Raw genomic sequence first — 13162 nt, 5'->3', positions numbered from 1 at the left:
GGAGTTTTAAGAGATTTATTGCTAATTCTTTATTTTTCTAAGAAATGTGGTATACTAAACGTAGGTAGTAGAGTGTATGAAATTACCTGCAATATAACCAAAAAAAGGACGAGTGGCAGCTCGTCCTTTTTCTTGCTTATTTTTTGTTTTTATTGTTAAGCCAGTAGCTGTAGGTAATTACAACTAAGGCAACAATAATAGGGGCAAGCAAGGTGCCCCAGAGTGCATAAAACAGCTCCTGCAATATACCACCTCCTTTCGGGAGGTATTTTATATTATATCATCATGCTATGGAGTCTTGTATATAATAAATGATTGGAGAATTTCTAATGAAGAAGGTTGTGCTTTTCTTTCTTTTAATAATAGCCCTTACGGGATGTGGGTTGAATCAAAATACGAATAGTAATAAAACAGAATCAAATGCAACTAGTTCTGCTACTGGTTCCTCTACATCTGCTGCGGGAAACAGCCAAGCGACTACCAAGCAAGATGGACATCTAATTACAGCAAAGCAAGCCTTATCCGCTGGTGAGTATGCGAAAGCCATAGAGGAAGCTACAGCGTCCATTAAGGATAATGCTAATAATGCAGAAGCCTATTCTGTACGTGGCTTTGCAACAGCATTAAACGGTGATGCGGCTAAAGGTTTGACAGATACTAAAAAGGCTTATGATTTAGACCCTAACAATGTGGCTAATTACTATAATATGGCCATGGTCTATAAGTTGCAAGGGCAGTTAAACGATTCTAAACAATGGTTTGAAAAGGTATTGGAAAAGGACCCTAGTAACACCTGGTCTGTGTATGGTATTGCTACCATTTATGCAGACCAAGGGGATGATACTAAGGCCCTTGATTGGCTAGAAAAGGCTATAAAAATTGATCCCTCTGTAAAATCCGTTGCAGCCGAACAAGACCATTTTGAACGCTTTCACAATAATAGGCGATTTAAAACATTGGTAGGATTATAGACATGGATGTGAAACAGATGATTCGCCTTATTATAAAGGTGATAGGATTTATATATTGGCTTATTTTTCTATACCTTGGCGGTCTAATGGTTGTAGACTGGTCAGGGTTTATGACTCGGTACAATATTGAAACACCAATTTTCCTTAGCTATATAGTGGTGGTAGGGTGTATTGTTATGCCTTATTTGGTGTTTTATTGGAAAAAACTGAATCCTAATGTTAAACCGCCCTATTTGGTGCGATGTCTTAGTGCCTATATGGACCGTCTAGAGGACCAACATAGTATATGGTTTGATGTACTATATGTACTCAAGCTACTGCTCTATTTTGTAATAATCTTGTGGATGATCTGTATACTATTACTAACCTTAGCATCTATTGCATGGACAATAGTTCTAATTTTACTGAGCAATTGATGATGTAAATTACATTGTTTTCTCTACTAATGCTTCTTGTAAAAGTTGAGAAAAGTTAATTCCTTTAGCTAATGCTCTATCGTTTAACCAGGCAGGAATCGTTAGGGTTTTCTTTACGGACTTACTATTTTTAGCTAAATCAATATCTGTTTGCACTAATGTAGGATATGTTGTATCGGTACATGGTAAGCTACGAATAGATGTGGGGGTAGGTAGAGTTTGTCCATCTTCTAAAGCTCCTAATATATAGAGTTCCATAGCCTCTTGTGCATTGGTTATTAATTCTGTTAGTGTTGAGCCGGTGCTACTAGTGTATTCGAGATCTGGAAATTCGGCCCAGAAACCATCGGCATCATCATGGATTATGGCAGGGTATATAAATTTCATAGGTCCTCCTTATTTTAGTCCCGTACGTTTCAAAATGGCATTTAATAAACCGATAGGTACATCTTTTCCATGTACGGCAATAACTTCAACTTGATCATCCTTTTTTAAACGATGATGACTACCTCGTTGCCGTACATCCTTCCAGCCATTTTGCAGTAATAATTTAAGTAAATCCTTATCCTTCATATTCTCTCCTTTTATGATAACACGTGTATACGTACAAAACAATTATTAGGAGTTATACATTCTTATTTATAGTCTAACAGTATATAAAGGAAAATAGGGGTGACCATTGGTCACCCTTGATTCTATTAGTCACTTGACAAAATTGATAAATGACCTTTATATATTAATTCTATTCATAAAAATCATATTAGTATATAATTAATATATATAAATTAGGTTGTGTATTGATGGAAGGAGAGGATTCATCATGAAACTATTCGGTAAAAAGGTAGCAATGGCTGTATCGTGTGCGGCGACATTGACATCCCCATTGTTGTTGAGCGGTTGTAGTATGTCAGAGCTATGGCAGGGTACTGAACAGAGCCGTAAGGAAATTGCGCAGCGGTCTGAGCAGGATCAGGTGCAGTTATTTAATCAATATGTGAAAGCTGTAAGCCGATACAATCGCATGGCTGTCATGTTTGATTATGCGAATACGCCAACTCTTAATGAGTTAAAAGCTGGGCAGCATTTAACTGTATTTAATGCGCCGAACTTTAAGCAGCTACAAAAAGAATTAGAAGAGGCTAAGCAAGCCGGTATTCCTTATGATGAAATGAAGGAGCCTTTAGATAAGTTGCTTTCAAAATTGAATGAAATTACACCGGTGGCCGAAGAGCTCGATGCATACTATAAATCTAAAGGGTATACCACAGATAACTATGCTAAGGAGCAACAATTAGGTCCTAAATATGTTCAATTGTATGAACAATTTGTTCCTATTTATGCTGACTTTGATAATGTTATGCATAAAATCAATACGGACCGCTTGCAACAACGGTTACAACAATTGCGTGATGCAGGCAAGAAAAATGCAGCTGCAGCACAAGAGGTTCATTTGCGACTTACTGCGGTCCTAGAAAAGATCGATAGTGAAAAACAACTAGATGTAAATGCTATCAATCAAGAGTTGCAATCTATTGGTGATGTATCAAATGGTATTACTAGTCCTAAGTATGATTCTGTTAAGACCTCTGTAAACTCTACGATTGGTGCAATCCGTACCTATATGGGTTCGAAACAAGATAATGACTATAATCGTATGATTGAGGCCTATAACCATTACATTTCTAATCTGAATACGACCAATATGAATGAGTTAGATTAAAATAAGTTAGATTAATACGTCTATATAAAAGAAAGCTGTATCAAATGAGAGTATCATTTGATACAGCTTTTTAGTTGATATATAGGATATACCTTACTTTTTTAGGCTAATGCGTGTTGTAATTTGGCTCGATAAGGAGAATAATACTAAGGCTATCCAGATACAACCGAAGGCGATCATCTGTGGTGTGCCAAAGCTTTCACCAAAGTAGAAGATGGCTAGCAATAAGGCAATGGTAGGGGATACATATTGCAAGAAGCCTAGTAGGTTAAGCGGCAATAGCTGTGCACCATAGGAGAATAGAACCAATGGGACAGATGTAGTTAGACCGCAGGCTATGAGCAACATGGTTGTATACCAGTTTGTGCCGAAATAGGACCACACGGTATTATCGACCATGGTCGTATATAGTAAGGCTAGCGGTGTTAATAGCCAGGCCTCAAAGGCGATGCTCGTAAAGGGAGAGATGAGTAGTTTCTTTTTTACGGCTCCATAGAGGCCGAAGGAAATGGCGAGAATCATCGACACTAATGGCAAGGATCCCACTTGATAGGTGAGTAAGGCGATGCCGATGGTAGCGATGAGGACACTCAGCTTTTTCGGTATGGATAGAACCTCTTTAAATAGGATGACACCTAATACTACATTGAAGAGTGGGTTGATGTAATAGCCAAGGCTCGTATTCATAACTTGATTATTGGCGATGGCCCAAATGTAGGTGAACCAGTTTATGCTGATGATGACTGCCGCAACTAAAAGTAGGAATAGTTGTGAACGTTGTTCTTTTAGTAATTGAAAGTCCTTTTTGAATTGTTTAAAATGTAGGCCAAATACAACGATCGCCATGCAAATACCTGACCAGATAATGCGTTGTGCCAGTATATTATACGGTGAAACATGGTTTAATAATGCCCAATATAGAGGGAGTAAGCCCCAAATTATATAACAACTAAGGGCTGTGATTAACCCTTTTTTACTTGTATGCTCCATAATGCCTCCTCGTGATAGTATTTATTATATCACTAATACTCAAGTCATGCGTTTTAGTTATTGCATATGATTTTCAGTTATAACTTTGATTTTGGCACTTATGATTAAATGTTATGTTCATTGACTTTGTGCATATTGTTACACTATATTGGACTTAGAACAACGAATATAGAGAATAGGTGTCGCAAGACTTAATAGAGAAATCGGTATAAGCCGATGCGGTCCCGCCACTGTAAGGATGAGTCTGCTTTCATACATGTCACTGGAGTAATCTGGGAAGGCGAAAGCGAGGTGATGATCCCGAGCCAGGAGAACTGCCTATTTGATAATCACCGTTATGTACCTACGAGCGATAGGAAGGGGATTGGGGTATGCTGGCTACAGTATTTTTTAGTGTACCTTTCAATAAGAAACCTTACGTGTCACTTTAGGTGGCACGTTTTTTATTGCCCTTAGAGTGGATGTTGAGTATAGGAATCAGGTTTTATAGATATTAAACAGATGGACACATTTTGAGGTTGATGTGGTCCAATAAGATAAAGCTCGAGTGATTCATATATCTAACAATTCGCAGGTACGGTGCGCTGTTTCTCGGTATGGTTTCGAGTTGAAAAGGAGGCACATATATGTCTGACAAAAAGACTTCAAAGGATGCTGAACGCGATTTATTAGCACCTGTATCCTTTGATGAGTTTAAGAAACCTACGTATGAACAATGGCAGGCCGAGGTTGAAAAAGCGTTAAAAGGTGGCGACTTCCATAAGAAGATGTTCACTAAAACCTATGAGGGAATTACGTTACAACCAATTTATACGCCTGCATTGCATGGAGAAAAAATTCCAAAGGGTGTATACCCTGGGGCAGGTGAGTTCCTACGTGGCACAAAGGCAAGTGGTTATATTAAAGACTCTTGGGGAGTATCCCAATATGTAGACGAATCCTTTCCTAAGGATGCTAATCATGCAAGTTTATACGAAATTGTAAAAGGTGGCACCATTCACAATATTCGCCTTGATGAAGCAACACGCCATGATCAAGATGTGCAAGTAGGCGCAGCTGTTGGTATCGGCGGTACATCTCTGTCTACTATGGATGATTGTAGACAATTAATTGAGCGCTTTAATTTAAAGGAAAATCCTTTATATATTGAAACAGGTGCTTCTGCAGCTATCTTGCTCGGTATGTTAGCCGCTACGGTGAAAGGCTCTAAAAAACAAACCTCTGACTTGAAAGGTCTCGTTGGTGCAGACCCTATTGGTGTTTGGGCTAAAGATGGTACATTGCATATGTCTTTAGATACAGCCTTTGATGAAATGGCACATACTGTTGTATGGGCTAAAGAGCAAGCTCCAGAGCTTAAAACTGTACTCGTATCTGGCGATGTATACGCTAATGGTGGCGCTAATGATGTGCAAGAGGTTGCGTATGCATTGGCAACAGCAGTTTGCTATGTGCGTCAATTAGCACAACGTAACATCGATATTCACACTATTGCTAACAGCATGATGTTTACATTCTCCTTGGGTGCAAACTTCTTCATGGAAATTGCTAAATTACGTGCGTTGCGCGTGCTTTGGGCTCGCATTATGGAGGCCTTCGGTGCAGAAGAAGCTGACCGTGCCGTTCATGTACACGGCAGAACATCGGCTTTCACAAAAACTGTATACGACCCATATGTAAACTTGTTGCGCAATACAACACAAGCATTCTCTGGCGTTGTAGGGGGTTTGAATAGCCTTGAAGTGTCCCCATTCGATCAACCAATTCGCAAAGCTGACGATTTCTCTCGTCGTATTGCCCGTAACATCCAAGTTATGTTGCAAACTGAGTTCGAGTTACGTCAACCAGTGGACCCTGTAGGTGGTTCTTGGTATGTGGAAACCTTGGCAGCCGAATTATGCGAAAAAATTTGGGCTGAGTTCCAAACTATTGAGGGTAAAGGTGGTATCGTAGCAGCTTTGAAAGAAGGCTATCCACAAGCTCAAGTTAAAGCAGTTCTTGATGAACGCTTCAAAAACCTTGCATTCCGCAGAGATGTGGCTGTAGGTAACAACATGTATGCGAACATGACTGAAGAATTGCTTGATCCAAAACCAGAAAATCAAGAAACATTGCGTCAAAAACGGGTTGCTCAAATCGAAGAGTACTTGGCGAGTGCGGAGCCAGATGCTGTTGTGAAAGCACAGGCTACCCTAGAAGCAGGTACTACGGAACCAGGCGCTTTGATTGGCCTTATTGAACTCGGTGCATTACAAAAATTAACAATACGTCAAATCCGGAAGGCTTTAGATGCTGGCGATATTGCATCCGAAACAATTGAATCCATTGCAGCCCATCGCTGGACTGAACAGTTTGAAGCACTTCGCATGCGCACTGAGAATTATAAACAACGTACGAAAGATAATGTGAAGGTATTCTTGGCCAATATGGGGCCAATCCCTCAACATAAACCTCGTGCGGACTTCTCCACAGGCTTCTTCGAAGTAGGGGCTTTTGAAGTTATCAAAAATGATGGCCATGAAACAACGGCTGATGCGGCGAGAGCTGCTCGTGAAAGTGGTGCTGATGTAGTTGTTATCTGTTCTACAGATGATACCTATCCAGAATTGGTACCACCACTCGCTAAGGAATTGAAAGAAACGATGCCGCATGTAACGGTTATTTTAGCAGGGGCACCTCCTAAGGACTTAGAACCTGTATACCGTGAAGCTGGCGTGGACGACTTCATTTCTGTTCGTGCAAATTGTTACGAAATCTTGAATACGTTACAAGATAAGAAAGGGATGTGAGCTCATGTTTAAAAATCCAGACTTCTCCTCTCTTGGCTTGGGATCTCAGACAGCAACATCTCGCGATGCATGGCTTGCTGAACTTCAAAAAGAAACAGGAAAAAGCTTTGAAGATTTATATAATACAACAATGGAGCAAATCCAACTAAAGCCTCTCTATACAGAGATGGATTATGAAGGAATGACACACCTTGACTATATGGCTGGTGTACCTCCATTCTTGCGTGGACCTTATTCCACAATGTATGTTACTCGTCCTTGGACAGTACGTCAGTACGCTGGTTTCTCCACAGCGGAAGAATCCAATGCGTTCTATCGTCGTAACTTGGCAGCAGGCCAAAAAGGTTTGTCTATCGCCTTTGACCTTGCTACTCACCGTGGTTATGATTCCGATCATCCTCGTGTAGTAGGTGACGTTGGTAAAGCGGGTGTTGCAGTAGACTCCATCCTCGACATGGAAATTCTATTCTCCGGTATCCCTCTTGATCAAATGTCCGTATCCATGACAATGAACGGCGCCGTATTGCCAGTAATGGCGTTCTACATCTTGGCTGGTGAAGAACAAGGCGTAGATAAAAAGGTTATGGCTGGTACAATCCAAAATGATATTTTGAAAGAGTTCATGGTACGTAATACCTATATTTACCCTCCAGCTACGTCCATGCGTATTATCGGTGATATCTTTGCGTACACATCCCAGTACATGCCTAAGTTCAACAGTATCTCCATTTCTGGCTACCATATGCAAGAAGCGGGCGCTACTGCAGATATCGAATTAGGTTACACATTGGCCGATGGTCTTGAATATATCCGTACTGGTGTTAATGCAGGCCTTCACGTTGACCAGTTCGCACCACGGTTGTCCTTCTTCTGGGCAATTGGTAAAAACTACTTCATGGAAGTGGCAAAAATGCGTGCGGCTCGTATGTTGTGGGCTAAGATTATCAATAGCTTCGGCTCTGAAAATCCTAAATCCATGGCACTTCGTACACATAGCCAAACATCTGGTTGGTCTCTTACAGAACAAGATCCGTTCAACAACGTGGCTCGTACATGTATGGAAGCGATGGGTGCCGCATTAGGTCATACGCAATCTCTACATACGAATGCACTTGACGAAGCCATTGCGTTGCCTACGGACTTCTCTGCACGTATTGCGCGTAATACTCAGCTTTACATCCAAGATGAAACTAAGGTATGTAAGGTTATCGACCCATGGGGCGGTTCCTACTATGTAGAAGCGTTGACAGATGAATTGATTCGTCGCGCTTGGGGTCATATCCAAGAAATCGAATCCCTTGGCGGTATGGCGAAAGCTATCGACACAGGGCTTCCTAAGATGCGTATCGAAGAAGCTGCCGCACGTCGCCAAGCTCGTATCGACTCTGGTCGTGAAGCAATCATCGGTATCAATAAATATCGTCTAGATAAAGAAGATCCATTGGATATCCTCGACGTAGATAACACAGCTGTACGGGAAGCGCAAATTCGTCGTCTCGAACAATTGCGTGCTAACCGGGATGAAGAAAAGGTTCAATCATGTCTTGAAGCGATCACAAAGGCTACAGAATCGGGTGAAGGTAACTTGCTTGCCCTTGCACTTGAAGCGGCTCGTGCTCGTGCATCCTTGGGTGAGATTTCCTTTGCTGTTGAAAAGGTATGCGGTCGTCATAAAGCGGTTATTCGCTCTATTTCCGGTGTATACTCCAGCGAATTTGAAGATGACGATGTAATCAAAGAAGTACGCCAAATGGCAGATAACTTTGAAGAACTCGAAGGTCGTCGCCCTCGTATCATGATTGCGAAGATGGGCCAAGACGGTCATGACCGTGGTGCCAAAGTTATCGCTACATCCTTCGCGGATATGGGCTTTGACGTGGATATCGGACCTTTGTTCCAAACTCCAGAAGAAACAGCACAAGATGCGGTGGATAATGACGTTCATATTGTCGGATTTAGTTCTCTTGCGGCGGGGCATAAGACATTATTGCCTCAACTTGTAGAGGAACTCAACAAGCGGGGCCGTGGAGATATTTTAGTTGCCATCGGCGGCGTAATCCCTGCTCAGGACTATGAATTCCTACGCGAACATGGCGCAGTGGCTATCTTTGGCCCTGGTACAGTTTTGCCAGTAGCGGCGAAAAAATTACTAGAAACATTGACTAGTCACGTTCAAGACGAGTCTCATGACTGATAACAAACGGCCTACTCCGGATGAATTGCGCAATACACAGGACGCAACTTTCACCACTGGTGAAGGCAAAGCCCCTGAATTAGGTGTAAAAAACGCAAGCACCGAGGGTAGTACCTATCGTCCCGACTGGGTGCCAAAAGAAGCGAAGAAAGATGATACTTACGCGTGTCACGTAATGAAAGGCGTCAAGGAAATGCATGACGGCCTCTTATCTAGTTCAGCTCATCTGGCTCCAGCGGTACGTCCCGTACAGCGGCGAAAGAAATTGACTGTCGCTGATTATGTACGCGGTATCGAGCAGGGGGACCGCGTTATACTTTCACGGGCTATCACATTAGTAGAAAGTAATAATAAGGACCATTTCAAACTAGCTCAACAAGTGTTGCAAGCCGTATTGCCTCGCACGGGCAAGGCATTGCGCATCGGTATTACTGGTGTGCCTGGGGCTGGTAAAAGTACGTTTATTGAAGCCTTCGGTAACATGCTCATTGAAGCGGGTTACAAGGTTGCCGTACTGGCTGTAGACCCTACGAGCCAAGTCACAAAAGGCAGTATCTTGGGTGATAAAACGCGGATGGAAACGTTGACGAAACACCCAGAGGCTTATATTCGTCCATCGCCAGCTGGTGGTACACTAGGCGGTGTGGCTCGTAAAAGTAGAGAAACTATGCTACTTTGTGAGGCTGCTGGGTACGATATTATTCTCGTTGAAACCGTTGGGGTTGGGCAAAGCGAAGTTACCGTGCGTTCCATGGTAGACTTCTTTATGCTCATCGTTTTAACGGGGGCAGGCGATGAATTGCAAGGCATCAAAAAAGGCGTTATGGAACTTGCTGATGCTATTGTGGTCAACAAGGCTGATGGAGATAATCTCAAACGAGCACTCATTGCTCGTAGTGATTACGATCGGATGTTACATTATATCCGTCCAGCTACGGAAAAATGGAAGACTCAAGCCTATACATGTTCAGCTGTTACAAAGGATGGCCTTGATGAATTGTGGGATGTTATCCAAGAGTTTACTGAACAAGGCAAAGAAAATGGGGTCTTCTTAAAACGTCGTCAAGAACAATCCCTCCGTTGGGTACGCGATATGATTGACGAACACTTGCACAACCTATTCTTTAACAATGTAGTCATTCAAGGTCGCATGGGCGAAGTCGAAGCCGCTGTCTTAGACGGTGAAATGAGCGAATCTCAAGCCGTTGAAGAACTTATTGGCGTTTTCGATAAGTCTTTACAATAAGTAGATCGGTAAATACATATTGTATTATTAAATATAATCGTATTGCTAAATATATATTAGATAAGCCGGCATAACTTATCTTAATACGCACTCCACTAGCAATCGTATGCATTTCGATATAACTACAGATGTATTTGTAAAAGGCATAGTATCAATGTTCACTGTTGGATTTGGACCAATAGTAGTTGCATACTATGCCTTTTTCTATGTCATAATAACTAATTGCGACTAATTATTTGCTATTAATTGTCTAATAAAAGATGATTAATATATAAGTTCATCTTTTTAAAATGCAAAAATCAGTGTATAATTAAGTTATATTATTTATTAATCGTTTAATGTTACGAGAGGGGCATTCAAATGAACAAAAAATTATTATTACCTGTAGGTGTAGTCGTTCTAATTATTGGTATTGCGATTCTATTATTAAATCCAGATCCAGGGGCGGCTAATTTGGAAATTGCGAGAAATGCTACAAATGCTCAAGCGGCAGCAAAGGCGATTTCTGAGAATAACCAATCTTACACATTGTGGTATTCTATTGGCATGTTCTGTAGCGGTTTAGGCATTGCACTGTCAGTAGGTGGCTTCATTGTAGGCTTTATAAAAAAAGACTAATCTATTTAGGAACGCATAAAAGGCTGCACTAGAATGTATATCATTTCTAGTGCAGCCTTTTTGTATTTTAATTTTAGGGTTATAGGACAAAACGTGTTGGTTTTGCCCTATAACCCTAATTTTATCCTATGGACTTTAGCTAGCTTATGTCTATCTAGCGAAATAGTCTATATTTATCTTGCAAGTCGTCCTATATCTATTTATGTTGTGGTTTTACGCTCTATATCTGTTTTTGGTGGAATAAAACGTGGTATAATTAACCCGGATAGAGCCTAAAGGTATGTGGCTTTTGGAGGTTAGTATGAGTAGTATAGCGCATTTATTTGTAGCTGGTGGATTTGTTATGTATCCGCTGGTGATTTTTTTACTGTTTACCTTGATGATTGGCATTGAACGTATCTTTCTATATCGCAAGTTTACAAAGGATTTGCACCGTTTTAATAAGGTCTTAGAGAAAAACCAATCTTGGATTATGTTACCAAGTGTTTTGGAACGGGATACAGAGGAACTTGGTTCTTTATTTGCCCGTGCTATCCGCAGTGCAAAGAATTATAATGGCTTGGAAAACCGCCTTCAAGATGTAGTGTCGTACGCTGATGAACGTTTAAAACGCGGCCTTAGTTGGCTCAGCATGATTGTAACAATGGCTCCGTTATTGGGGTTGCTGGGGACGGTCCTCGGTATGATTCGTGCGTTTGCCGTGGTAGGTGGCGATATTGGGGCTCCGACCATTATTACAGGTGGTGTTTCTGAAGCCTTGGTGGCAACGGCTACAGGTTTGACCGTGGCCATTATTGCCCTTGGCTTTCACAGTTACTGTGCGGCGAAGGTCAACGATTTTGTGGCGACATTAGAGCATGAGTGCGGCAACATCCTTGATGCGTACAATGAGGAACATGATATATGAGACGACGCACATTAGGGGTTAAAAAAGAGCCTACCATCATGATTATTCCCATGATTGATATCGTATTCTTTTTATTGGTATTTTTCATGGTAGGCACGCTGTATATGAATACAGAGCAACAAATTCCGCTAAATTTACCATCTGCATCGTCGTCTACGGCGAAATCTATCGAACCTATCACCATTACCTTAACCACAACGCACACGCTATATATCGATAATCAGGAAATCTCTTCGGATCGCTTGGCGCAAGAGGTCAAATCTATCGTTACACAAGCACCTCAACAGGCCTTTGTGATTCGTGCTTCAAAAGATGTATATTATAACGATGTTATCGAGCTTTTGGACATGCTCAAGGTGAACGGTGCTAAATATATTAGCGTCGCTACGGAACGGAAGTGATTCCATGTTTGAATCACATTATCTGAAACCTTTTATTGTATCTTTAGGCATTACCATCATGCTTATCTCTGGCATGGGGTTTTCCTTGCGTGGCATCGTTGGAACCGGTGTGGCGTATGATGCTGCAGAGGTTAGCTTTCATCTGCCTGAGGATAGTGATGCGGAAACTACGGCTATTGAGCCTATACCTAAGGATAAGCCACCGGTTGAACCTCCGACTCCAGAAGGGCCTGCGCCTAAGGCAGATCCTCTTGTAACGGAAAATACAGGTGATGAAAGTGCTCACAATTTAAATGCCAATAAGACTACATCTAATGCTCGTCGTGAATGGGCCGTTCCAAAGGCCATAGAATCGGAAACGACTAATAATGAACAAGCTGTAGTTACGGGTGGAAATGATTCCAAAGACGGGAAATTCTCTAAACCTGACAATGCTCCTATGGGTAAGGATATAACATCTGATCCGAATGCCAATGGAAACGGCTTTGCCGAAGCTAGTGATTTATCCTTCCTATCTGATCTTGCGTGGGGACTCCTAACACCAGGTCAACAAGCGCTTTTACAAAAGTCGGATATCAACCCCCAAGAATATTTACGAACTGTACAAGAACAGGGGAAGGGGTCAATCGTAACAGGTAAGGTTGTAGTGCGCGTTAACTTTGACGTTAATGGACATGTCATCGTAGGAGAACATACACCGCTCATCGCAGAAGATGTGCCGCAACCAGTCAAAGAGGAAGCAATACGCATTGTTAAAAGCAGTGGTTCTATTATCAATCGAAGAGGGGAACCTGTATATCTAGCGGTTCCTGTTGTATTAGGACAATAAAGAGGCATATCTTACATACATTAGTATGGGATATGCCTCTTTGTTATGGTTGTAAAAAATGATTGTATTGATTGATACTAT

12 protein-coding genes and 1 riboswitch are annotated in these 13162 nt (G+C 41.5%); of the genes, 9 read left to right on the top strand and 3 right to left on the bottom strand.

The genetic code is table 11. The features are described from left to right. Positions 1–329 precede the first annotated feature (329 nt). Positions 330–971: a tetratricopeptide repeat protein gene (locus tag FNLLGLLA_RS09415; protein WP_174892409.1), complete on the top strand. Its 642-nt coding sequence runs from the start codon at positions 330–332 to the stop codon at positions 969–971. A 425-nt stretch (positions 972–1396) separates the two neighbouring features. On the opposite strand, the gene FNLLGLLA_RS09410 is transcribed toward FNLLGLLA_RS09415, so the two are convergent. Together FNLLGLLA_RS09410 and FNLLGLLA_RS09405 are read right to left on the bottom strand one after the other, a co-directional pair. Further along, positions 1397–1774, bottom strand: a complete 378-nt coding sequence (locus tag FNLLGLLA_RS09410; RefSeq protein WP_008714666.1) for a type II toxin-antitoxin system HicB family antitoxin — start codon at positions 1772–1774, stop codon at positions 1397–1399. Between the two features lie 9 nt (positions 1775–1783). Next, positions 1784–1960, bottom strand: a complete 177-nt coding sequence (locus FNLLGLLA_RS09405) for a type II toxin-antitoxin system HicA family toxin (RefSeq protein WP_008714667.1) — start codon at positions 1958–1960, stop codon at positions 1784–1786. 247 nt (positions 1961–2207) lie between these two features. On the opposite strand from FNLLGLLA_RS09405, the gene FNLLGLLA_RS09400 reads away from it, so the two are divergent. After that, positions 2208–3107, top strand: a complete 900-nt coding sequence (locus FNLLGLLA_RS09400) for a DUF3829 domain-containing protein (RefSeq protein WP_174892408.1) — start codon at positions 2208–2210, stop codon at positions 3105–3107. Between the two features lie 93 nt (positions 3108–3200). Here FNLLGLLA_RS09400 and rarD read toward each other — a convergent pair whose 3' ends face one another. Further along, complete coding sequence (gene rarD / locus FNLLGLLA_RS09395; RefSeq protein WP_174892407.1) at positions 3201–4097, bottom strand: EamA family transporter RarD; 897 nt, start codon at positions 4095–4097, stop codon at positions 3201–3203. Positions 4098–4257: 160 nt separating this feature from the next. Then, a riboswitch (cobalamin riboswitch) is annotated at positions 4258–4433 on the top strand. Between the two features lie 290 nt (positions 4434–4723). Between rarD and FNLLGLLA_RS09390 the strand changes: the two genes are divergently transcribed. The 7 genes from FNLLGLLA_RS09390 (at position 4724) to FNLLGLLA_RS09360 (ending at position 13081) form a co-directional block, all read left to right on the top strand. Continuing rightward, complete coding sequence (locus FNLLGLLA_RS09390) at positions 4724–6886, top strand: methylmalonyl-CoA mutase family protein (protein WP_174892406.1); 2163 nt, start codon at positions 4724–4726, stop codon at positions 6884–6886. Positions 6887–6890: 4 nt separating this feature from the next. Then, the gene (scpA, locus tag FNLLGLLA_RS09385) at positions 6891–9080 is read left to right on the top strand and encodes a methylmalonyl-CoA mutase (RefSeq protein WP_004694550.1); all 2190 of its coding nucleotides are present in this window, start codon (positions 6891–6893) and stop codon (positions 9078–9080) included. Continuing rightward, on the top strand, positions 9073–10326 hold the full coding sequence (gene meaB / locus FNLLGLLA_RS09380; protein ID WP_174892405.1) for a methylmalonyl Co-A mutase-associated GTPase MeaB: 1254 nt from the start codon (positions 9073–9075) through the stop codon (positions 10324–10326). The genes scpA and meaB overlap by 8 nt, the downstream gene beginning before the upstream one ends. Before the next feature lie 360 nt (positions 10327–10686). Continuing rightward, positions 10687–10944 carry a hypothetical protein gene (locus FNLLGLLA_RS09375; RefSeq protein WP_004698152.1) on the top strand — a complete coding sequence of 86 codons (258 nt, stop codon included), beginning with the start codon at positions 10687–10689 and terminating at the stop codon, positions 10942–10944. 301 nt (positions 10945–11245) lie between these two features. Further along, positions 11246–11851, top strand: a complete 606-nt coding sequence (locus FNLLGLLA_RS09370) for a MotA/TolQ/ExbB proton channel family protein (RefSeq protein WP_174892404.1) — start codon at positions 11246–11248, stop codon at positions 11849–11851. Continuing rightward, a complete protein-coding gene (locus FNLLGLLA_RS09365) occupies positions 11848–12252 on the top strand; it encodes an ExbD/TolR family protein (RefSeq protein WP_008602049.1) in 405 nt (134 codons plus the stop codon). Before FNLLGLLA_RS09370 ends, FNLLGLLA_RS09365 begins: the two co-directional genes overlap by 4 nt. Before the next feature lie 4 nt (positions 12253–12256). Continuing rightward, on the top strand, positions 12257–13081 hold the full coding sequence (locus FNLLGLLA_RS09360; protein ID WP_174892403.1) for a hypothetical protein: 825 nt from the start codon (positions 12257–12259) through the stop codon (positions 13079–13081). Positions 13082–13162 lie beyond the last annotated feature (81 nt).

Source organism: Veillonella parvula, assembly GCF_902810435.1.
GTDB lineage: Bacteria > Bacillota > Negativicutes > Veillonellales > Veillonellaceae > Veillonella.
This window is presented reverse-complemented; position numbering and strand designations above follow the sequence as displayed.